Origin of the sequence: Streptomyces sp. NPDC087844 (assembly GCF_044742785.1) — a bacterium.
Classification (GTDB): Bacteria; Actinomycetota; Actinomycetes; order Streptomycetales; family Streptomycetaceae; genus Streptomyces.
Window position 1 is genome coordinate 308,261 of sequence record NZ_JBIUVD010000009.1, and the last position, 22,971, is coordinate 331,231.

12 protein-coding genes are annotated in these 22,971 nt (G+C 71.4%); 9 read left to right on the plus strand and 3 right to left on the minus strand.

The window, feature by feature from the left end; genetic code table 11:
- Positions 1-102: 102 nt before the first annotated feature.
- Both ACIOKD_RS20400 and ACIOKD_RS20405 read right to left on the minus strand, forming a co-directional pair.
- Positions 103-1,347, minus strand: coding sequence for an Ig-like domain-containing protein (locus ACIOKD_RS20400; protein WP_402085662.1), 1,245 nt, complete (start codon positions 1,345-1,347; stop codon positions 103-105).
- 179 nt (positions 1,348-1,526) lie between these two features.
- Entirely contained in the window at positions 1,527-2,759 is a 1,233-nt protein-coding gene (locus ACIOKD_RS20405; RefSeq protein WP_402085666.1) for an Ig-like domain-containing protein, read from the minus strand.
- Positions 2,760-2,992: 233 nt separating this feature from the next.
- Here ACIOKD_RS20405 and glgX point away from each other — a divergent pair, with 233 nt between their 5' ends.
- The 8 genes from glgX (at position 2,993) to ACIOKD_RS20445 (ending at position 17,669) form a co-directional block, all read left to right on the plus strand.
- Positions 2,993-5,308 carry a glycogen debranching protein GlgX gene (glgX, locus tag ACIOKD_RS20410; protein ID WP_402085669.1) on the plus strand — a complete coding sequence of 772 codons (2,316 nt, stop codon included), beginning with the start codon at positions 2,993-2,995 and terminating at the stop codon, positions 5,306-5,308.
- Between the two features lie 122 nt (positions 5,309-5,430).
- Positions 5,431-7,293, plus strand: coding sequence for an ABC transporter ATP-binding protein (locus tag ACIOKD_RS20415; protein ID WP_402085672.1), 1,863 nt, complete (start codon positions 5,431-5,433; stop codon positions 7,291-7,293).
- Positions 7,290-9,167 carry an ABC transporter ATP-binding protein gene (locus ACIOKD_RS20420; RefSeq protein ID WP_402085674.1) on the plus strand — a complete coding sequence of 626 codons (1,878 nt, stop codon included), beginning with the start codon at positions 7,290-7,292 and terminating at the stop codon, positions 9,165-9,167. The genes ACIOKD_RS20415 and ACIOKD_RS20420 overlap by 4 nt, the downstream gene beginning before the upstream one ends.
- 56 nt (positions 9,168-9,223) lie before the next feature.
- Entirely contained in the window at positions 9,224-10,987 is a 1,764-nt protein-coding gene (locus ACIOKD_RS20425; protein WP_402085729.1) for an ABC transporter ATP-binding protein, read from the plus strand.
- Positions 10,984-12,792 carry an ABC transporter ATP-binding protein gene (locus tag ACIOKD_RS20430; RefSeq protein WP_402085677.1) on the plus strand — a complete coding sequence of 603 codons (1,809 nt, stop codon included), beginning with the start codon at positions 10,984-10,986 and terminating at the stop codon, positions 12,790-12,792. Before ACIOKD_RS20425 ends, ACIOKD_RS20430 begins: the two co-directional genes overlap by 4 nt.
- A 275-nt stretch (positions 12,793-13,067) precedes the next feature.
- Positions 13,068-15,104: a M4 family metallopeptidase gene (locus ACIOKD_RS20435; RefSeq protein WP_402085679.1), complete on the plus strand. Its 2,037-nt coding sequence runs from the start codon at positions 13,068-13,070 to the stop codon at positions 15,102-15,104.
- 318 nt (positions 15,105-15,422) lie between these two features.
- Positions 15,423-17,069: a M4 family metallopeptidase gene (locus tag ACIOKD_RS20440; protein ID WP_402085682.1), complete on the plus strand. Its 1,647-nt coding sequence runs from the start codon at positions 15,423-15,425 to the stop codon at positions 17,067-17,069.
- Between the two features lie 93 nt (positions 17,070-17,162).
- The gene (locus ACIOKD_RS20445; protein WP_402085685.1) at positions 17,163-17,669 is read left to right on the plus strand and encodes a DUF1990 family protein; all 507 of its coding nucleotides are present in this window, start codon (positions 17,163-17,165) and stop codon (positions 17,667-17,669) included.
- A gap of 70 nt (positions 17,670-17,739) precedes the next feature.
- On the opposite strand, the gene glgP is transcribed toward ACIOKD_RS20445, so the two are convergent.
- A complete protein-coding gene (glgP, locus tag ACIOKD_RS20450) occupies positions 17,740-20,358 on the minus strand; it encodes an alpha-glucan family phosphorylase (protein ID WP_402085687.1) in 2,619 nt (872 codons plus the stop codon).
- Positions 20,359-20,928: 570 nt separating this feature from the next.
- Here glgP and ACIOKD_RS20455 point away from each other — a divergent pair.
- Positions 20,929-22,971 (plus strand): alpha-1,4-glucan--maltose-1-phosphate maltosyltransferase (locus tag ACIOKD_RS20455; protein WP_402085690.1); only part of this gene is annotated, 2,043 nt, incomplete at its 3' end.

Genomic DNA, 22,971 nt, shown 5'->3' on the forward strand with positions numbered 1-22,971 from the left:
ACGGCAACGGCCCCGGTGTGCTCCGTCACACAGGAGCGCACCGGGGCCGTACGGCCTCGGGAAGGACGGCGCCGCGGTCGACGGCGCCCGGTCAGCGCGAGGTCACGCCGTCCACTTCTCCCACGACATGTTCCAGCCGTTGAAGCCGTTGTCCGGGTCGATGATCCGGTCGTCGGAGTTCTTCACGATCACCACGTCGCCGACGATCGAGCGGTCGAAGAACCACGCGGCCGGGGCGCCCCGGTCACCGCCGCCGCGCTGGTCGCGCAGGCCGATGCAGCCGTGGCTGGCGTTGTAGTTGCCGAAGGCGTCGCCGCCCCAGTAGTTGCCGTGGATGAACGTGCCCGAGTCGGACAGGCGCATCGCGTCGGGCACGTCCTTGATGTCGTACTCGCCGCCGTAGCCGACCGTCTCGCCGTTCATACGGGTCACCCTGAGGCGCTCGCTGATGACCATCTGGCCGTTCCAGGTCTCGTAACCCGCCTTGCCCGTCGTGACCGGGACGGTCTTGATGACCTTGCCGTCGCGCTTGACGGTCATCTTCTTGGTCTTGACGTCGACGGTGGAGACCTGGCTGCGGCCGATCGTGAACTTCACGGTCTTGGCCTGCTCGCCGTAGACGCCCGGCCTGCCCTCGACGCCGTCGAGGTTCAGGGTGACGGTGACCTTCGTACCGGACTTCCAGTACTTCTCCGGGCGGAAGTCCAGGCGGTCGTTGCCGAACCAGTGGCCCTCGACGTCGACCGCCGGCTCGGTCTTTATCCTGATCGCCTTCTCGATGTCCTCGGGATGCGTGATGCCCCGGGTGAAGCGCACCGAGAAGGGCATCCCGACGCCGACCTTGGAACCGTCCTCGGGTGTGAAGATCCCGACGAACGTGTTCTTCGGGGTCAGCGTGGTGAACGCGGACTCCTCGGCGGCCTCACGGCCCTCGGAGTCCTTCGCCACCGCGTGGACCTTGTACTTGGTCGAGGCCGCGAGATGCGCGGCGGGCGTCCAGCTCGCGCCCCCGCCGGTGATCTTCCCCTCGACCGGGTTGCCCTTGGTGTCCTCGACCTTCACCTCGGTCAGCTTGCCCTTGGCCGCCGTCACCTTCAGTGCGCCGCTGGTCCTGACGGCGTCGGCACCGTCCTTCGGCGCTATGGTCACCGCCGCCTGCGACACCTTGGTGTCCGCCCGGCCGGAATCCTTGCCCTTGTCCCCGCCGGACCCGGCGTCCGACTCCCCGCCTCCTCCGCCGCACGCGGTCACGAGAAGCAGCAGCACCCCCAGCACAAGTGCCAGGGCCCCCTTGCCGTTTCGTGTCCGCGCGCCAACCGACGCCCCCGATATCGGTCGCCCGTTCAAGTTCGTTCTCCCCTCGCACGGCCTGTTCAGGCCCGTACTACGGCGCGTCCCGCGCACGCATCGCGCTAATTAATCACACTGCCAGGAGAGATGACCTCCCGGGAATGTCACCGTTCAGTCCCAACCGCTGGAGCCGGGAGCGCGACCGGGGCCCTACCTGTGCGTACCCCTATGTCGGGCTACTTCACCGCTGAGCCCGCTTTCCAGGCTTTCCAGCCCATGTTCCACCCACCGAGGCCGTTGTCGGGGGCGACCTTCCTGTCGTTGCTGTGGACGACCTCGACGACGTCACCGATGAGGCTGCGGTCGAAGAACCAGCCCGCCGGGGTCGCGGAGCTGCCGCCCTTCACATCGCGCAGTCCCACGCAGCCGTGGCTGACATTGGCCGTGCCGAACACGCCCTTGGCCCAGTAGTTGCCGTGCAGGAAGGTCCCGGAGGAGGTGAGGCGCATCGCGTGCGGGACGTCGGGGATGTCGTACTCGCCCTTGCCGTCGGCCCGTTTGAAGCCGACGGTGGCCCCGTTCATCCGGGTCACCTCCAGCATCTCGGTGACCACCATCCTCCCGTTGTACGTGGTGTTGCCGGGGGCTCCCGCGGTGATCGGCACCGTGGACAGGAGTTCTCCGTCGCGGCTCACCCGCATGGTGTGGGCGGCGGCGTCGACGACGCTGGTCTGGCTGCGGCCGACCGTGAAGGAGAAGGTCCTGTACTGCAGCCCGTACACGCCGGGGGCCGCCTCGACGTCCCGCAGCCGCAGGTCGACGGTGACCCTGGTGCCGGGCTTCCAGTAGGTCTCGGGCCGGAAGTCGAGGCGGTCCTCGCCGAACCAGTGCGGGGCGATCTCCGCCTTCGGTACGGAGGTCACGCGGATCGCGCGCTCGACCGCCGCCCGGTTCTCGATCCCGCGGTTGAACTCCAGGGACACGATCATGCCGGTGCCGACCGTGGAGCGGTTCTCCGGCATGACGTATCCGATGAACCGCTCGTCGGGGACGTACGTCGTGAACGTCACGTGGCGGGCCACCCGCCGGCCGTGGGCGTCGAGCGCGACCGCGTCCACCGTGTACTTGGCGGCCAGCGCGAGCTTCGCGTCGTCGGGCCGCCAGGTCGCGCCGTCCTGGCCGATCGAGCCGGGCACCGGGGACTCCTGCGCGTCCTGGGACTTCACGACCTTCACGGACTCCAGGCGCCCGGCCGGCACCCGGACCTTCAGGCCCTCCTCGGGCTGTACGGCCTTGCTGCCGTCGTCCGGCGAGACCCGGATCGCCTCCTCGGGCGAGCGGGGCTTGCCCAGCATCTCGTCCACCCCGTGCGAGGTGCATCCCGCGGCCGCGGCCAGCAGGCCCGCCCATGTCAGTACGGCGGCCAGCGCGGCCCCTGCGCGCCCCGCGCGCCTCTGTGCGTGCATCACGTGGGACCCAACGACGGAGCGGGCCCCGGGGAAGTGGGTCCGTTCGGCGGGTGCCGGGCGACGCCGGGCGCGCGCCTCACATTCCGTGCCCCGGTTCGGCCTCCGCCTCAGGAAACGTGAGTGCGAGCCCGGCTCTGGGCAGAACAGTGGGGAGGACGCCACGACAGGAGACCGCGGCCGGGACGCCGCGGTCCTCCTCGTGCCGCTCCGACCGAGCCGCGGGAGGGCCCAGGGTGTCGAGCGCAGCCGAGCAGGAGGCAGTACGGGAACCGGTGCGGGAGGGGCGCGCCCTCGGCGGAGGGCTGCCCGCACAGGCGGCCCCAGCCGTGAACGGCACGGCGCGCACGGCGCCGGGCGTCTGCGTGTGGCCGGGTGCGCCGACCCCCCTCGGGGCGCGCTTCCGGACGGGGCCCGACGGGGTCTCGGGCACCAACTTCGCGCTGTGGGCGGGCGGGGCCGAGTCGGTCGAACTCTGCCTCTTCGGCACGCCGGACGACACCGGCGGCAAGGGCGACGGTGTCGAGATCCGGGTGCCGCTGACCGAGCTGACCCATGAGATCTGGCACGGATTCGTGCCCGGCGTGCGCCCCGGACAGCGGTACGGCTTCCGGGTGCACGGCCGCTGGGACCCGTGGACCGGCGCCCGCTGGAACCCCGCGAAACTGCTCCTGGACCCGTACGCCCGTGCCGTGGACGGCGCCGGACGCGACGAGTTCGGGAGCCTGCCGCCCGAGGTGTACGGGCATGTGCGCGACTGGCCCCAGCAGCAGGTCGCGGACACCGTGCGCGACGACCGGGACTCCGCGCCGTACGTCCCCAAGGGGGTGGTCGTCCATGACGACACGCCCGGCGACGAGTGGGCCGACGACCGGCGCCCCAAGACGCCGTGGGCGGACTCCGTCATCTACGAACTGCACGTCAAGGGATTCACCAAGCTCCACCCGGGGATTCCGGAGGAGCTGCGGGGCACGTACGCCGGGCTGGCGCATCCGGCGGCGATCGAGCACCTGGTGGCGCTCGGCGTGACGGCCGTCGAGCTGCTGCCGGTGCACCAGTTCGCGCACGAGGACCATCTGCTGCGCCGGGGCATGAAGAACTACTGGGGCTACAACTCGATCGGCTACTTCGCCCCGCACGCCGGATACGCGGCCTCCGGGACCAACGGCCGGCAGGTCGGCGAGTTCAAGCGCATGGTCCGCGCGCTGCACGCCGCCGGGATAGAAGTCATCCTCGACGTGGTCTACAACCACACGGCGGAGGCGAGTGAGCTGGGTCCCACGCTGTCGCTGCGCGGGATCGACAACCGCGGCTACTACCGGCTGCAGGACGACGCCCGGCGGTACGCGGACTACACGGGCTGCGGCAATACTCTGCACGTCGTCCAGCCGCACGTACTGCGGCTCATCACGGACTCGCTGCGCTACTGGGTGACGGAGATGGGCGTCGACGGCTTCCGCTTCGACCTCGCGGCGGCACTCGCCAGGTCCATGCACGACGTCGACATGCTGTCCCCGTTCCTGGCCGTCATCGCGCAGGACCCGGTGCTGCGCCGCGTGAAGCTGATCGCCGAGCCGTGGGACGTCGGTTCCGGCGGCTACCAGGTGGGCGCCTTCCCGCCGCTGTGGACGGAGTGGAACGACCGCTACCGCAACGCGGTGCGGGACTTCTGGCGGGGCGCGCTGCCGGACGTACGGGACCTCGGGTACCGGCTCTCCGGGTCGAGCGACCTGTACGCGTGGGGCGGGCGGCGGCCGTACGCCTCGGTGAACTTCGTGACCGCCCACGACGGTTTCACGCTGCGGGACACGGTGTCGTACGAGCGCAAGCACAACGAGGCCAACGGCGAGGGGAACCGGGACGGCACCGACGACAACCGCGCGTGGAACTGCGGCACCGAGGGAGAGACCGAGGACGCCCGGATACGCGCTCTGCGGCGCCGCCAGCTGCGCAACCTGCTGACCACGCTGCTGCTCTCCACGGGCGTCCCGATGCTGGTCGCGGGCGACGAACTGGGGCGCACCCAGGGCGGCAACAACAACGCGTACTGCCAGGACAACGAGATCAGCTGGCTCGACTGGAGCCTGCTGGACGACCCCTGCTGGCGGGCCCTGTTCGACCTCACGTCCCGGCTGATCGCCCTGCGCCACGCGCATCCCGTGCTGCGGCGGCGCGCCTTCTTCTCCGGCCGGGCGCACTCGGCCGACGGGTTGCGGGACCTGGCGTGGTTCACCGCGCACGGCACGGAGATGACGGAACGGGACTGGTACGCGCCCGCCGGCACGCTGGGCATGTTCCTGTCCGGGCGGGACATCCCGGGGCGGGACGCGCGGGGCGTGCCCGTGACGGACGACAGCTTCCTCGCGGTGCTGCACGCGGGGGACAGACCCGCCGGCTTCGTGCTGCCGGGGCCGCCGTGGGCCCGGTCGTACGAGGTCGTCGTCGACACCTCGCGGGAGGAGCAGTCGGCCGCGCCGGGCGTGACGCACCGGGCGGGCGCGACGATCACCGTGCCGGCGCGGGCGGTGCTGCTGTTGCGGGTGGTGGGCTGAGGGGCACCTCCACAGGAGGGGTGCAACCCGCTGCCGCCGACTCCCGCGAACAGGCCGATCCCGCGCCGGACCGGCCAAAACTCGGTGGGTGTTGTCAGTGCCGAAACGTAGGCTCGCTGCTGATGTCCACCACACCTGCGCCCGCCGAGGGAACCGAGAAGACCGAGCCCGCCGAGAGCCGTTCCGCCGTACGCGGCCTGCTGCGGCTGTGGCCGTACGTGAAGCCCGTGCGTGGACGGCTGGCCGTCGCGGCCGTCGTCGCGGTCGTCGCCTCCTGTACGGGGCTGGTGATCCCGCTCGTCCTGAAGTGGATCGTGGACGGGCCGGTGGCCGACCGGAGCACGGGCGGGGTGTGGCTCGGTGCGCTGTACCTGCTGCTGCTCGGGGCCGCGGAGGCGGTGCTCTTCGGGCTCCGGCGGTGGCTGGTCGCCCGGCCGCTCGCCGGGGTCGAGGCGGCGATGCGGGCCGATCTGTACCGGCATCTGCAGCGGCTGCCCATCGCCTTCCACGACCGCTGGCCGTCGGGGCAGTTGCTGTCGCGGGGTACGACGGATCTGATGCTGCTGCGGATGTTCCTCGCGTTCCCGCTGACGTTCCTGCTGGTCAACTCGGTGACGATCCTCGTGGGTGTCCTGATCATGCTGGCCCAGGACTGGACGCTGGGACTGGTCCTGCTCGCGCCGGCCCTACCGGTGATGCTCGTCTGCTGGCTCTTCGAGAAGCGGTACTCGCGGGTGGCGCGGCAGGCGCAGGACCAGGTCGGTGATCTGACGACGCTCGTCGAGGAGAGCGTGCTGGGCATCCGGATCATCAAGGGGTTCGGGCGCCACCGCAGTCAGGCGTCGGCGTTCCGGGAGCTCTCCCGGACGCTGCGCGGCACGGAACTGGCGAAGGCGCGTCTGCTCGCCGGCATCTTCGCCGCCATCACGACGCTGCCCGAACTCGCCATCGGCGCGGCCCTCGTGCTCGGCACGGTGCAGGTGGCCGACGGTTCCCTGTCGGCCGGCACGCTGGTCGCGTTCCTCTCCACGGCCCTCGCCCTGCGCTGGCCCGTCGAGTCGATCGGCTTCCTGCTGGCCATGAGCCAGGAGGCGGCGACGGCGACGGAACGGTACTTCGAGGTCATGGACGCGGCCCCGGAGTCGGAGTCCGGGGCCACCCCGATGTCCGGGCCGGAACCGACCGAAGTGCCGGCGGCCGGTGCGGTGCGCGGTGTCGTACCGCGCGACGGTGGGCTTCGGTTCGAAGGGGTGCGGTTTCGGTATCCCGATGCCGAGACCGGCAGCGTTCCCGTGCTCGACGGGGTGGACCTGCACATCCGTCATGGCGAGACCATGGCCCTCGTGGGCGGTACGGGCTCCGGCAAGACCACGCTCACCGCGCTCGTTCCCCGGCTGCACGAGGTCACCGCGGGCCGGATCACCCTGGACGGCGCGGACATCACCAGGATGCCCAGGGAGGAACTGCGCGCCCTCGTGGCCGTCGCCTTCGAAGAGCCCACCCTCTTCTCCGCCGGGGTCGGCGAGAACGTCCTCATGGGGGCGCCGGACTCCGCGGGCGAGGGCGAGCTGGCCCGTGCCCTGGCCGTCGCGCAGGCCGACTTCGTCCACGCGCTGCCCCACGGGACGGACACCCAGGTCGGCGAGCAGGGCCTCAGCCTCTCCGGCGGCCAGCGCCAGCGCCTGGCCCTGGCGAGAGCGGTCGTCGGCAACCCCCGCTTCCTCGTCCTGGACGATCCGCTGTCCGCCCTCGACGTCCACACGGAGGCCCTGGTCGAAGCGGCCCTGCGGCGCGTCCTCGCCGGGACGACCGCCCTGGTCGTGGCCCACCGCCCGTCCACGGTCCTGCTCGCCGACCGCGTCGCGCTGCTCTCCGGGGGCCGTGTCACCGCCGTGGGCACGCACCACGAACTGCTGCGTACGAGCGCGGAGTACGCCTGGCTGATGTCGGGAAGGACACAGACGACCGAGAGGGAGAATCGATGACGGCGCCCACGACCACCGCGCCGGCACACGGCGACGCGACGCGGCCGGCGGACCCGCCGCCCAAGGACGGCGATCTCTTCGACCGCGACGCCCTGCCCGCTCCCCCGCGCGCCACGTCCACCCTCCTGCGCTCCCTGCTCGCGCCCATGAAGCCCCGCGTCGCCCTCGCGGCCGTCCTCCTGCTGCTCCAGCAGGCGGCGGTGCAGGCGGGCCCGATGCTCGTGGCGTACGCGATCGACCGTGCCGTACCGGCCTTCCGCGTCGACGACCACGGCCCGCTGATCGCGGTGGCGGCGGCGTACGCGCTGTGCTCGGTGGCGGCCGGCGCCCTCCAGTACGGCTTCGTCCTCACCTCGGCCCGCGTCAACCAGGACGTCCTGCTGGATCTGCGCGGCAGGATCTTCCGGCACGCGCAGGCGCTCAGTGTCGACTTCCACGAGCGCTACACCTCGGGCCGGCTCATCTCGCGCTCCACGACGGACGTCGAGTCGCTGCGGGAACTGCTCAGCGAGGGCCTCCAGGAGCTCATCACCGTCATCCTGTCGTTCGTCTACATCTCCACGATGCTGCTCTGGCTGGACCTGGGTCTCGGTGCGGTCGCGGTCGCGTCGTTCCTACCGCTGTACCTCCTCATCCGGCTCTACCGGCGCCGCGCCGGGCGGCTCTTCGCCGTCAGGTCGACCGCCATCGCCGCGGTCATCGTGAAGTTCGCGGAGACGATGAACGGCATCAGGCCGGTCCGCGCCTTCCGCCGCGAGGCCGTCAACGACTCGGCCTTCCACGCGCTCAACAGCCGCCACGAGCGCGTCAACGGCGACGCCATCCTGGAGATGGCCCGCTATGTCGTCGGCTCCCGCCTGGTCGCCAACACGGCGGTCGCGGGGATCGTGCTGTGGGGCGCGTACCGGGTGGCGTCCGGTTCACTCGCGCTGGGTGTGCTGGCCGCCGCGGTGCTCTACCTGCGGCGTCTGTACGACCCGATCGACCGGCTCGGCATGTTCCTCAACGCGTACCAGTCGGCGGCGGCCTCGATGGAGAAGATCGCGGGTCTGCTGGCCCAGGTCCCCTCGGTGCCCGAGCCCCAGCGGCCTCGTGCGCTGCCCGCTCCCGCCTCCGAACTCCCGGGCCGCGAGGTCGTGTTCGACGACGTGCGCTTCGCGTACCGGACGGGCGGGGAGGTGCTGCCGTCGTTCTCGCTGACGCTGCCGGCGGGCCAGACCGTCGCCGTGGTCGGTTCGACGGGCGCGGGCAAGTCGACGCTCGCCAAGCTGCTGGCCCGCTTCTACGACCCCACGACCGGCCGCGTCCTCCTCGACGGGGTGGACCTGCGCGAGCTGTCCGTGCCCGAGCTGCGGCGCGGTGTGGTGATGGTGACGCAGGAGGCCTTCCTCTTCTCGGGCACGGTCGCCGAGAACATCGCCATCGGCCGCCCCGACGCCTCCCGCGAGGACATCGAGCGGGCCGCGAAGGCCATCGGCGCCCACGACTTCATCAGCTCCCTGCCGGACGGCTACGACACGGACGTACGCAAGAGGGGCGGGCGCATCTCGGCCGGTCAGCGCCAACTGGTGGCGTTCGCGCGGGCGTTGCTGGCCGACCCGGCGGTCCTGATCCTCGACGAGGCCACCAGTTCGCTGGACGTGCCCGGCGAGCGGGCCGTCCAGCGGGCCATGCACACGGTCCTGCGCGGCCGTACGGCGGTGGTCATCGCCCACCGTCTCTCGACGGTCGAGATCGCCGACCGGGTCCTCGTCATGGAGCACGGCCGCATCGTCGAGGACGGCACTCCGGACCGGCTCATCACGGACACGGGCCGGTTCGCGGACCTGCACCGGGCCTGGCGGGACAGTCTCGTGCAGGGGCACACCGAGTGACCTCGAAGCGGGTGGGCCCGAAGCGGGTGAGCCCGGAGCGGGTGAGCCCGGAGCGGGTGAGCCGCCTGGAGCGCTTCGCGTACGACGATCCCGGCGTGCCCGACCTGCGCGGCGGCGGCCGGTATCTGTGGTGGCTGGTCACCCGGCAGCCGGGGCGGTCGGCGGCGGGCGCGGTGCTGGCCACCACCTGGCTGGTGCTCATCGCGCTGACGCCGTATCTGCTGTCCCGGGCGATCGACGACGGGCTGGAGCCGGGTGACCGGGCCGCGCTGGCCGGCTGGTGCGCCGCGCTGCTGGGCCTCGGGGTGTTCAACGCCGTGGTGGGCGTCCTGCGCCACCGCACGATGACCAAGGTCCGGATGGACGCCAACTTCCGTTCGGTGAAGCTCGTGGTGGGGCAGGCGACCCGGCTCGGCGCCGGGCTGTCCCGGCAGACGGGGACCGGGGAGGTCGTCACGATCGGCGTCGGCGACGTGCTGACGATCAGCTGGGCCCTGACCGTCGTGGGGCCCGGCGTCGGCTCGGTCGCCGCCTATGTCGTCGTGGCCGGGCTGCTGCTGTCGGTCTCGCCGCCGCTGGCCGCGGTGGTCCTGGTCGGCATCCCGGTGATCGTCGTACTCGTCGGTCCCCTGATGGGGCGGCTGCGGGGCGCGGAGACGGAGTACCGCGAGCGGCAGGGCGCGCTGACCGCGCGGATCGGGGATCTCGCGGGCGGACTGCGGGTCCTCAACGGCCTCGGCGGGAAGGGCCTGTTCGCCGACGCCTTCCGCCGGGACTCGCAGCTGCTGCGGGAACAGGGGTACCGGGTCGGGGCCGTGACGAGTTGGCTGCAGGCGCTCGGTGTGGGGCTGCCGACGGTGTTCCTGGCCGTCGTGACCTGGCTGGCGGCCCGGCTCGCCGCCCAGGGCTCGCTGACCGTCGGCGAGCTGGTGTCCGTGTACGGCTATGCCGCGGTCCTCGTGGGCCCGGTGGCGTTCTTCGTCGAGTGCGGCTACCAGATCAGCCGGGGCGTGGTGGCCGCCCGACGCGTCGTACGCTTCCTGGCCCTGGAGCCCTTGATATCGGACGACTCCCCTGCGAACTGCGCCGCGGACACCCCGCTGGACGCCCCGGCGGAGCCCTCGGTGCTGCACGATCCGCAGTCCGGTGTCCGGGTGGTGCCGGGCTCGCTGACCGCGCTGGTCGGTGCCCGTCCGGCGGAGTCCGCCGCCGTGGTCGACCGGCTCGGCCGGTACACCGGGTCGGCCGCGACCTGGGGCGGCGTACGGCTCGACGCGATCGCCCTGCCGCGGATACGGGAGCGCGTCCTGGTCGCCGACAACGAGGCCGACCTGTTCGCGGGCCCCCTGCGCGAGCTGCTCGCCGGCCGCCTGGACCAGGACGGTACGGACGACACGGCCGTCGGCAGGGCCGTGCACGCGGCCGCAGCGGACGACATCGTGCTCGGGCTGCCCGACGGGCTCGACTCGGCCGTGGACGCGCAGGGCCGCAGCCTGTCCGGAGGCCAGCGGCAGCGCGTACGCCTGGCGCGGGCCCTGCTCGCCGACCCCGAGGTGCTGCTCGCGGTCGAGCCCACCTCGGCGCTCGACGCGCACACCGAGGCCGCGGTCGCCGCCCGGCTGCGTGCGGAGCGCGCCGGCCGCACGACCCTCGTCACCAGCACCTCGCCCCTGGTGCTCGATCAGGTGGACACCGTGTACTACCTGGTCGACGGCGAGGTCGCGGCCGTCGGCGGACATCGCGAGCTCCTCGAAAGGGAGCCGGGGTACCGGGCGCTGGTTGCCCGCGACGCGGAAGAGACGGAAGGGGCCGTGCGATGAGCACGCAGTTGCCGGTCGCCGAACCGGCCGATGTGCGTGCCGCCGCGGCCCGGCTGATCCGCGCGGACGGCCGCGCCTTCGCCGCCGTGCTCGTCCTGAACGCGCTGGCCGCCGCTGCCGGTCTGACCGGCCCGTGGCTGCTGGGCCGCATCATCGACGAGGTCGGGGCCGGTGCCGGTGTCGCCGTCGTGGACCGGTTGGCGCTCGTCATCCTGGTGTGCGCGCCCGCCCAGTTGCTGCTGGCGCGGGCCGCCCGGTTCGTGGGGCACCGGTTCGGGGAGCGGACGCTGGCGCGGGTGCGCGAGGAGTTCGTCGACCGGGCGCTGGCACTGCCCGCGTCCGTGGTGGAGCGGGCGGGCACCGGCGATCTGACGGCCCGCGGCACCGCCGACGTCGCCGCGGTGGGCACGACCCTGCGCGACGCGGGGCCCGAACTGCTGATCTCCTCGGTGCAGGCGCTGTTCCTCATCGGCGCGGTCTTCCTGCTCGATCCGCTGCTCGGCGTCTGCGCGGTGCTCGCCCAGGGCGGTATCTGGTTCGCCGTGCGGTGGTATCTGCGCCGGGCCCGCCCCGCCTACCTCGCCGAGGGCGCCGCCACCTCGGAGGTCGCCGAGATCGTCTCGGCCACCACGTCCGGCGCGCGCACGGTCGAGGCGTTCGGGCTGCAGCGGCGGCGCGTCGCCGCGAGCCGGGACGCCCTCGACACGTCCCGCCGCACCCGCATGCGCACGCTGAACCTGCGGTCCGTGTTCTTCCTGACCGTGGAGATCTCGAACGTCCTGCCCGTGGCCGTCGTCCTGATGGTGGGCGGCGCCCTGCACGCGCGGGGCGCGATGAGCGTGGGCGCCGTGGTCGCGGCGGCCCTGTATCTGCGCCAGCTGGAGTCGCCGCTCGACACGATCCTGATGCGGGTGGAACAACTGCAGAGCAGCGGCGCCTCGTTCGCCCGGGTGGAGGGCCTCGGCCGGGCCCCGCGGACCGTACCGTCAAGATCACCGTCGAAGTCCCCCGCGCCGGTGGACGACCGCATCGACGTACGGGGGGTGCGGTACGCCTACGACCGCGGCGGGGAGGTGCTGCGCGGGGTCGATCTGACCGTGCGGCCCGGGGAGCGGCTGGCTGTCGTAGGCCCCTCCGGAGCCGGGAAGACGACCCTGAGCCGGCTGCTCGCGGGCGTCGACGTGCCGGGCTCCGGCACGGTGACGGTGGGCGGGGTGCCGATCGCCGGCCTGGACCCGGAGCAGCTGCGGCGGCAGGTCGTGCTCGTCACCCAGGAGCACCACGTGTTCCTTGGCACGGTCCGCGACAACCTGCTGATCGCCGATCCGGCGGCCGACGACGCCGCGTTGTGGGCGGCGCTCGCGGTGGTGGGCGCCGACGACTGGGTCGGCGAGCTGCCGGACGGGCTCGACACGGAGCTGGGCCCCGGCGTCCGTCTTCCGGCCGCCGACCACGCCCGGTCGCCGGGAGGCGCGCCCGTCGCGGACGGCTCGCGGGCCCAGCAACTGGCGCTGGCCCGGGTGGTGCTGGCCGACCCGCACACCTTGATCCTCGACGAGGCCACGGCGCTGCTCGACCCGGCCACCGCACGCCACACGGAGCGCGCGCTGGCCGCCGTGCTCGAAGGGCGCACCGTCATCGCCATCGCACACCGGCTGCACACCGCGCACGACGCGGACCGGGTGGCCGTGATGGAGGAGGGCCGGCTGACCGAACTCGGCACGCACGAGGACCTCGTGGCGGCCGACGGCGCCTACGCGGCTCTGTGGCACTCGTGGCACGGCGAGTACCCGCGACCCTCCTGAACGCGGTGCGGCGGTACGGCAACCGGTCCGTATACCGAACATGACCATCCGGACAACGAAGTCTTTCCGGCCAACTTCCTGATGCGCACCTGACAGAACAGCCGATCTCCTGCCACTCTTCCCACGACCGCTTCACAGCAACCTCACAGCAACCGCTGTGGCGTGTCACAAGTCCAAGCACGAGGTTCTGCGTTCCGTCTTGTTCTGCCCGGACGGCTCTCGATCGTCCGGTCCCCCCTGGCCACGCGTTCGTGGCCACGCAGAAGGAGTCCGTGTTGAAGCGCACCTCCCACAGACCCACCGCCCGCTCCGTCCCCCGCAAGGCGGCGGCCGGCGCGCTCGTCGCCGTCGCCGCCCTGCTCGCCGCGGCCGTCCAGACGGGCGCCGCGACCGCCGACGCCCCACCCGCCCCGGGCAGGCTCGACAAGGGTTCCCTGTCGGTCGAGCTCTCCCCCGCCCAGCGCGCCGCGCTGATCCGCGACGCCGACTCCGCGAAGACGGACACCGCGGCGGAACTCGGCCTGGGCGCCAAGGAGAGGCTCGTCGTCCGTGACGTCGTCAAGGACGCGGACGGCACCGTCCACACGCGCTACGAGCGCACCTACGCCGGACTCCCGGTCCTCGGCGGCGACCTGGTGGTCGACACCGCCAGGTCGGGGAAGACGGAAGGCGTCACCCGGGCGGTGAAGGCCCGGCTCACGGGGCTCACCACCAGCGCCGCCGTGCAGCCGTCGGTCGCCGAGAAACAGGCACTGACGGCCGCCTCCGCGGAGGGCTCGAAGAGGACCGGGGCCGACGGCGCCCGCAAGGTGATCTGGGCGGCGAGCGGCAAACCGACTCTCGCGTACGAGACGGTCGTCGGCGGGCTCCAGCACGACGGCACCCCGAACGAACTGCACGTCATCACGGACGCGGCCACCGGCAAGAAGCTCTACGAGTACCAGGGCGTCGACAACGGCACCGGCAACACCCAGTACAGCGGCTCGGTGACGCTCGGCAGCGCGCAGTCCGGGTCGACGTACAACCTCACGGACACCACGCGGGGGAACCACAGGACGAACAACCTGAACCGCGGTACGTCGGGCACCGGCACGCTCTTCTCGGGCCCGGACGACGTGTGGGGCAACGGCGCCGCCTCGAACCTGGAGACGGCAGCCGCGGACGCCCACTACGGGGCCGCGCTGACCTGGGACTACTACAAGAACGTGCAGGGCCGCAGCGGTATCCGCGGTGACGGCGTCGGCGCGTACTCCCGCGTCCACTACGGCAACAACTACGTCAACGCCTTCTGGCAGGACTCCTGCTTCTGCATGACGTACGGCGACGGGTCGGGCAACGCCAAGCCGCTCACGTCGATCGACGTGGCCGCGCACGAGATGACGCACGGCGTGACCGCGAACACCGCGGGGCTCGTCTACAGCGGTGAGTCGGGCGGCCTGAACGAGGCCACCTCCGACATCTTCGCGGCGGCCGTCGAGTTCTACGCCGGCAACAGCTCCGACGTGGGCGACTACCTGGTAGGCGAGAAGATCGACATCAACGGCAACGGCACGCCGCTGCGCTACATGGACAAGCCGAGCAGGGACGGCGCGTCCAAGGACAGCTGGTACTCGGGGATCGGCTCGGTGGACGTGCACTACTCCTCCGGCCCGGCGAACCACTTCTTCTACCTGCTCAGCGAGGGCAGCGGCGCCAAGACCGTGAACGGCGTCGCGTACGACTCGCCGACCTCCGACGGTCTGCCGGTCACCGGTATCGGCCGCGAGAAGGCCGCGCTGATCTGGTTCAAGGCGCTCACCACCAAGTTCACCACCACGACCAACTACGCCGCGGCACGCACCGGAACGCTCGCGGTCGCGGGTGAGCTGTACGGCACCACCAGCGCCGAGTACACGGCCGTGCAGAACGCCTGGGCCGGCATCAACGTCGGCGCCCGGCCCGGCGGCGGAGGCGGCGGCACCTCGTTCGAGAGCACGACCGCGGTATCGATTCCGGACAACGGAGCCGCTGTCACCTCCTCGATAACTGTTTCCGGCCAGGCCGGAAACGCACCGTCCAACCTGATCGTGACGCCGAACATCACGCACACCTGGCGCGGTGACCTGGTCGTCGACCTGGTGGCTCCGGACGGCTCGTCGTACCGCCTCAAGCCGTTCAGCTCCTCGGACTCGGCGGACAACGTCACCGAGCCCTACACGGTCAACGCCTCGACCGAAGTCGCCAACGGCACCTGGCAGTTGAAGGTCCAGGACCAGGCGGCGCAGGACGTCGGCAGGATCAACGGCTGGAAGATCACCTTCCCCCAGAGCTAGGCGCGCGACCCCGGCCCACAGGGGTGCCGTCCCGGGACGCGACTCCCGGGACGGCACCCTCTTTGCTCCGGCTTTGCCGCCGCCTTGCTTCGCGCTTTCCGTTCCATTGCCGGGCCTTTGCGGGCGATCAAGTCCGCAATGCGTACGCCGATCTTCGGGCAGCGGACGATTTCCGGCCAACCTCCCTTTGCCCCGCTGACATGTACGCGACCTACCTGGCACTGTTCACCTCGCACGGCAGGCACACCCGCACCGCAACTTCACAGCAGCCCGACCGTCCCCCCATACCGGTCGGACACCCCCCACGAAGGAGCTTGTGTGACCCCCCTCTACGCGCGTCGCAACCGCACCACCCTGGCCATCGCCACCGCTGTCGCGGCCGGTGCTCTCCTCACCACCGGTCTGACCACCGGTGCCTCCGCCCAGACCCCGGTGGAGAAGTCCGACGCGACCCTCGCCGCGGCGCCGGTCCAGCTCACCCCGGCGGCCCGTACCAGCCTCATCGCGAAGGCCGACGCCGCCACCACGGAGACCGCCGACGAGATAGGCCTCGGCGCCGACGAGAAGCTGGTCGTCAGAGACGTCCTCAAGGACGCCGACGGCACGACCCACACCCGCTACGAGCGCACGTACGCGGGACTCCCGGTCCTCGGCGGCGACCTGGTCGTCCACGAGACCAAGGCCGGGAAGACCACGGGCGTGACCAAGGCCACCAAGGCCACCGTCAAGGTCCCGGACGTCACCCCGTCCATCGCCAAGTCCGCGGCCGAGAAGCAGGCCGTGTCGGCCGCGAAGGCCGAGGGCAGCAAGAAGTCCGCCGCCGACAAGGCGCCCCGCAAGGTCGTCTGGGCGGCCGACGGCAAGCCGGCCCTGGCCTACGAGACGGTCGTCGGCGGCTTCCAGCACGACGGCACCCCGCAGGAGCTGCACGTCGTCACCGACGCCGAGTCGGGCAAGAAGCTGTACGAGTGGGAGGCGGTCAAGACCGGTATCGGCAACAGCCAGTACTCCGGCAAGGTCACCATCGGCACCTCGCTGTCGGGCTCGACGTACCAGCTCAACGACACGACCCGGGGCGCGCACAAGACGTACAACCTGAACAAGGGCACCTCCGGCACCGGCACCCTGTTCACCGACGCGGACGACACCTGGGGCACGGGCGCGGCGTCCAACACCCAGACCGCCGCGGTCGACGCGCACTACGGCGCCCAGGTCACCTGGGACTTCTACAAGAACGTGCTCGGCCGCAGCGGCATCAAGAACAACGGCGTCGCGGCCTACTCCCGCGTCCACTACAGCACGGCGTACGTCAACGCCTTCTGGCAGGACTCCTGCTTCTGCATGACGTACGGCGACGGCGCGGGCAGCGTCAAGCCGCTCACCTCGCTGGACGTCGCGGGCCACGAGATGAGCCACGGCGTGACCGCGAACACCGCCGGTCTCAACTACAGCGGTGAGTCCGGCGGCCTGAACGAGGCCACCTCCGACATCTTCGGCACGGCGGTCGAGTTCTACGCGGCCAGCACCACCGACGTCGGCGACTACCTCATCGGCGAGAAGATCGACATCAACGGCAACGGCACCCCGCTGCGCTACATGGACAAGCCGAGCAAGGACGGCGCGTCCAAGGACAGCTGGTCGTCCAGCCTCGGCTCGGTGGACGTCCACTACTCCTCCGGTCCGGCGAACCACTTCTTCTACCTCCTCTCGGAGGGCAGCGGCGCCAAGACCATCAACGGCGTCAGCTACAACTCCACGACGTCCAACGGCACGACGCTCACCGGCATCGGCCGCGACAAGGCCGTCAAGATCTGGTACAAGGCGCTCACCGAGTACATGACGTCCACGACGAAGTACGCGGGCGCCCGTACGGCGACCCTGAGCGCGGCGTCGGCGCTGTACGGCTCGACGAGCACCGAGTACAAGGCGGTGGCGGCGGCCTGGTCCGGCGTGAACGTCGCCTAGTCCGGCGTGAACGTGGCATAACAGCCACACGGCCGTACGCGGGCGGTACCCGGGACGAGGTCGGTCCCGGGTACCGCCCTACTCTTGGTTCCCATGCCCTTCACGTACGAGGATGTGGGCGCGACCCGCGACGGCCGGTGCCCACCCGGCTTCCACCCCCTGCACGTCCGCACCCGCATAGGCGAGGGCCACGGGGTCTTCACCTCGGCCACCCGGGCGGTCATGACCTGGGAACTGCACAGGGCGGCCGGTGTCACGATCACGACGGACGCCGCCGAGGCGGCCCCGGGCGTCGACGTGACGGTCGGCCTGGGCTCCCTCATCCAGGCGCCCTGCCGCGTCGTCTGGACCCTTGACGACCCTCGCCGCGCCGGCTGGGCCTACGGCACCCTCCCCGGCCATCCGGAGTCCGGCGAGGAGGCCTTCGTGGTCGACCGCACGGGCGACGGCACGGTCTGGCTGACCGTGACCGCCTTCAGCCGCCCGGCGAAGTGGTACACCCGCGCGGGCGGCCCGGCGACCCGCGGCCTGCAGCACGCGTACGCGCGCCGGTGCGGGGCGGTCCTGCGGCGGATGTGCGCGGAGTTCGACGAGGCGTAGGACCCGGCCGCCCGGCCGCCCCGCCGCACGCCACCTCACCTCGCCTCACCTCACCTCACCTCACCTCACCTCACCGCATCAGCACCCCCGCCCCCTCCACCAGCTCCTCCGCGGGGACCGCCACCAGGCCCAGTTCCGCGTTGGAGGCGAGCAGGCGGTGGGCCGGGAGGATGCGGACCGTGTAGCCGAAGGGGCCCGTGCGGTCGAGGGCGAGCGGGCCCTCGTAGAGCCGGCGGCCCTCCGCGTCCGGGCCGCCCGCCGGTTTCAGCGGGAACGTCGTGCCGTCCGTGATGCGGTCCTCGGAGTCGACGCGCCCCGAGACCGCCTGGACCTCGACGTCGTCCGGGGCCAGGTCGCCGAGGCCGACGAGGACCCGCAGGGAGAGCGTCGAGCCCAGTTCGGCCGTGGCGGTCGCGGCGGTCGTCTCGACGTGGTCGACCGTGATGTGCGGCCAGGCCGCCCGCACCCGGGACTTCCACACCGCCAGCTCCCTCGCGGCGGAGTGGTCCATGGAGCGGTGGGCCAGGGCGGCCGGGGTGTAGAGGCGTTCGACGTACTCGCGGACCATGCGGCCCGCCAGGAGCTTCGGGCCCAGGTGGGACAGGGTCTGGCGGACCATCTCGATCCAGCGGTCGGGCAGGCCGGCCTGGCCGAGTTCGTAGAAGCGCGGGGCCACCCGCTGTTCCAGCAGGTCGTAGAGGGCGGTGGCCTCCAGTTCGTCGCGTCGGTCGTCGTCGACCGCGGTGCCGTCCGCCGTGGGGATCGCCCAGCCGAAGTCCGGTTGGAACCATTCGTCCCACCAGCCGTCCAGGACCGACAGGTTGAGGCAGCCGTTCAGCGCGGCCTTCATGCCGGAGGTTCCGCACGCCTCCAGGGGGCGCAGCGGGTTGTTGAGCCAGATGTCGCAGCCGGGGTACAGCTTCTGCGCCATCGCCATGCCGTAGTCGGGGAGGAAGACGAGGCGGTGGCGTACGCGCGGATCGTCGGCGAAGCGCACCAGTTCCTGTACGAGGCGTTTGCCGCCGTCGTCGGCCGGGTGGGCCTTGCCCGCCACCACGATCTGGATCGGCCGCTCGGAGTGCAGCAGCAGGTCCATGAGCCGGTCGCGGTCCCGCAGCATCAGCGTCAGGCGTTTGTAGGAGGGGACGCGGCGCGCGAAGCCGATCGTCAGGACGTCCGGGTCGAGTACGCCGTCGATCCAGCCCAGTTCGGCCGTCCCCGCGCCCCGCTGCCGCCAGGACGCGTACAGCCGCTCCCGTACCTCCGTCACCAGTTGCTCGCGCAGGGAGCGGCGCAGTTCCCAGATGTCCTGGTCGGGGATGTCGGCGACGGCGTCCCAGGTCTCGGAGCCGCCGACGGTGAGGGCGTCCTCGGTGCGCTGCGCGCCGATCTGCCGGGCGCCCAGCCGGAACACCTCGGGGGCCACCCAGGTGGGGGCGTGGACGCCGTTCGTCACGGAGGTGATGGGGACCTCGGCGGGGTCGAAACCCGGCCAGAGCCCCGCGAACATCTCCCGGCTGACCTGGCCGTGCAGGAGGGAGACGCCGTTCGCGCGCTGGCCGAGCCGCAGTCCCATCACGGCCATGTTGAAGAGGTTCGGCTCGCCGCCCGGGTAGGTCTCCATGCCGAGGCGCAGGATGTGTTCGACGTCGATGCGCGGGAGTTCCGCGTCGGGGCCGAAGTGGCGGGCCACCAGCTCCCGGTCGAAGCGGTCGATGCCGGCGGGCACGGGGGTGTGGGTCGTGAAGACGGTCCCGGCCCTGACGGCCTCCAGGGCCGCCTCGAAGTCGAGGTCCTCGTAGGACAGTTCATGGATGCGCTCCAGGCCGAGGAAGCCCGCGTGGCCCTCGTTCGTGTGGAACACCTCGGGCCGCGCGTGGCCGGTGAGCCTGCAGTACGTGCGCACGGCCCGCACGCCGCCGATGCCGAGCAGCATCTCCTGGAGCAGCCGGTGCTCGCTGCCGCCGCCGTAGAGCCGGTCGGTGACTCCGCGCTCGCCGAGGTCGTTCTCCTCGACATCGGAGTCGAGGAGCAGCAGGGGGACCCGGCCGACCTGCGCCAGCCAGACGCGCGCGTGCAGGGCCGTACCGCCGGGGAGGGCCAGGGAGACCTGGGCGGGGGTGCCGTCGGGTTCGCGCAGCAGGGAGACGGGCAGCTCGTTGGGGTCCAGGACCGGATAGTGCTCCTGCTGCCAGCCGTCCCGGGACAGGGACTGCCGGAAGTAGCCGTGCCGGTACAGCAGTCCGACACCGATCAGGGGTGCGCCGAGGTCGCTGGCGGCCTTGAGGTGGTCCCCGGCGAGGATGCCGAGGCCTCCGGAGTACTGCGGCAGCGCGGCGGTGATGCCGAACTCGGGTGAGAAGTAGGCGATGGCGGCGGGGAGTTCCGACGGCTGGGACTGGTACCAGCGGTCCCCCGTCACATAGTCGTGGAGATCGTCGGCGGCGGCGGCCAGCCGCCTCAGGAACCTTCGGTCGCCGGACAGCTGGGCCAGCCGTCCGGACGACACGCTCCCGAGGAGCCGTACCGGATCGCAGCCGGAGGCGGTCCAGCGCTCGGGGTCCACGGACTGGAAGAGGTCACGGGTCTCGGCATGCCAGGACCAGCGCAGGTTGCGCGCCAGATCGCTGAGGGGGTGGAGGGCTTCCGGGAGTACGGGACGCACGGTGAACCTGCGGATGGCCTTCACGAGCTTCCACCTTCACAAAGGGCGTATCGCCAAGGACGTACGGACGTCACCCACGACGGTAGCGGCGCGGGTGGCTTCGCAACTACGGCGCACGGCGCCGCGCGGAGCGCGGTGCTTGCTCCGCGGGCCGGCGGGGGCGGGCCGCGCAGTTCCCCGCGCCCCGTTCGGGGCACGTGGGCGGTATGGCCGATTCCGCACCGGCGTGCGGCCTTGTGGGGGTTCGCGCCGCACGAGAGGCTGCCGCATGTCGACGAGGGGAGCGCACACGGGGCCGCGTCCCCCGACCGACTTCCACAGGTCGACAATTTTCGACCAAGTACACATTCACCGACCGGTCTCGTCCCGCGAATCCCGGGTAGATGCTTCACGGATCAGTGGACGCTTTGCAGATCAGTGGCGGATTCCCAGCGGGCGGGGCCGGTCTTGTGTGTGGACATACGCGCGAGTAGTTAACACAGTGCCGGATTGCCCACCCGAAAGGGGAGGGAAGGCTCCCTCGGTAACACACCACAGGAACCACCTCCCCACACTCTCATCCGCCCACCCACGTTGACGCGGACAGGAGCGGTCATGCCCGCCATGCACCACCAGCCGTCACCACCCCCGACACCCGGCACCACACCACCCCCGGACCCGGGGGAGAAAGCAGACCGCCCACCGGCATCGAAGGCCCGAACCGCCGAGAAGGCGACTCCGGCGGCACCGACCGGGCCGACGGCCCGCACCCCCGAAAGTGCCTCCGTGCGTGCCCCCGTGATCGGCCGCATCCCCGTCCTGGACGTACGTCCTCTCGTCGCGGGCGGCCGGCGCCCTGCCAAGGCCGTGGTGGGAGAGTCCTTCGAGATCTCCGCGACCGTCTTCCGGGAGGGCCACGACGCGGTCGCCGCGAACGTCGTGCTGCGCGGCCCCGAGGGCCGCACGGGCCCCTGGACACCCCTGCGCGAACTCGCACCCGGCACGGACCGCTGGGGCGCCACCGTCTCCGTACCGGAGCCCGGCCTCTGGACGTACACCGTGGAGGCCTGGGGCGATCCGATCACCACCTGGCGCCACCATGCCCGGATCAAGATCCCGGCGGGCATGGACACCGAGCTCGTCCTGGAGGAGGGCGCGCTGCTGTACGAGCGTGCCGCGGCCGGGGTGCCGAAGAGCAAGGGCCGGCGGGAGGCGATCCTCGCCGCCGTGGCGGCCCTGCGCGACACCGGCCGTCCCGCGGCGGCCCGGCTGGCCGCCGCGCTCACCCCGGATGTGAACCATGTCCTCGCCCGCCACCCCCTGCGCGAGCTGGTCACCGCCGCCGACCCGTTGAGTCTCCAGGTCGAGCGGGAGCGGGCGCTGTTCGGCTCCTGGTACGAGTTCTTCCCGCGCTCGGAGGGCGCGGTGGTCGAGCCCGGCAAGCCACCGGTCAGCGGTACGTTCAGGACCGCGGCCCGGCGGCTGCCCGCGATCGCCGGCATGGGTTTCGACGTCGTCTATCTGCCGCCGATCCACCCCATCGGCGCGACCTTCCGCAAGGGCCCCAACAACACGCTGGACCCCGGCCCGCACGACGTCGGGGTGCCGTGGGCGATCGGCTCGCCGGAGGGCGGGCACGACGCCGTCCATCCCGATCTCGGCACGATCGACGACTTCGACGACTTCGTGCGCCGAGCCGGGGAACTGGACCTGGAGATCGCGCTCGACTTCGCTCTTCAGTGCTCACCGGACCACCCGTGGGTCGAGAAGCATCCCGAGTGGTTCCACCACCGCTCCGACGGCTCGATCGCGTACGCGGAGAACCCGCCGAAGAAGTACCAGGACATCTATCCGCTCGCCTTCGACAAGGACATGCCGGGCCTGGTGCGGGAGACGCTCAGGGTGCTGCGGTTCTGGATGAGTCATGGCGTGCGGATTTTCCGTGTCGACAATCCGCATACGAAACCGGTCATCTTCTGGGAGGAGGTGATCGGGGAGATCAATCGCACCGATCCTGATGTGATCTTCCTGGCCGAGGCGTTCACCCGCCCGGCGATGATGCACACGCTCGGCGCGATCGGTTTCCAGCAGTCCTACACGTATTTCACCTGGCGCAACACCAAAGAGGAACTGACCGAATACCTCACCGAACTCTCCGGTGACGCGGCCTCCTACATGCGGCCCAACTTCTTCGTCAACACCCCCGACATTCTGCACGAGTTCCTTCAGCACGGCGGCCGGGGGGCCTTCGAACTGCGCGCGGTGCTGGCCGCGACACTGTCCCCGACCTGGGGTGTCTACAGCGGATTCGAGCTGTGCGAAGGCGTGCCGGTGCGCGACGGCAGCGAAGAATACCTGAACTCCGAGAAGTACCAACTACGTCCGCGGGACTGGGAGTCGGCAGAGCGCGAGGGCCGTAGCATCGCGCCCCTGATTGCCGAGCTGAATGCGATCAGGCGCCGCAGCCCCGCCCTTCGACAACTGCGTGATCTGCATTTCCATCACACGGACAAGGAGGCGGTGCTCGCGTACTCCAAGTCGGCCACGGACGCACGCGGATCGAACACGGTTCTGGTGGTCGTGAACCTCGACCCCCACCACACCCAGGAAGCCACGGTCTCGTTGGACATGCCACGACTCGGGCTCGACCGGCACGCG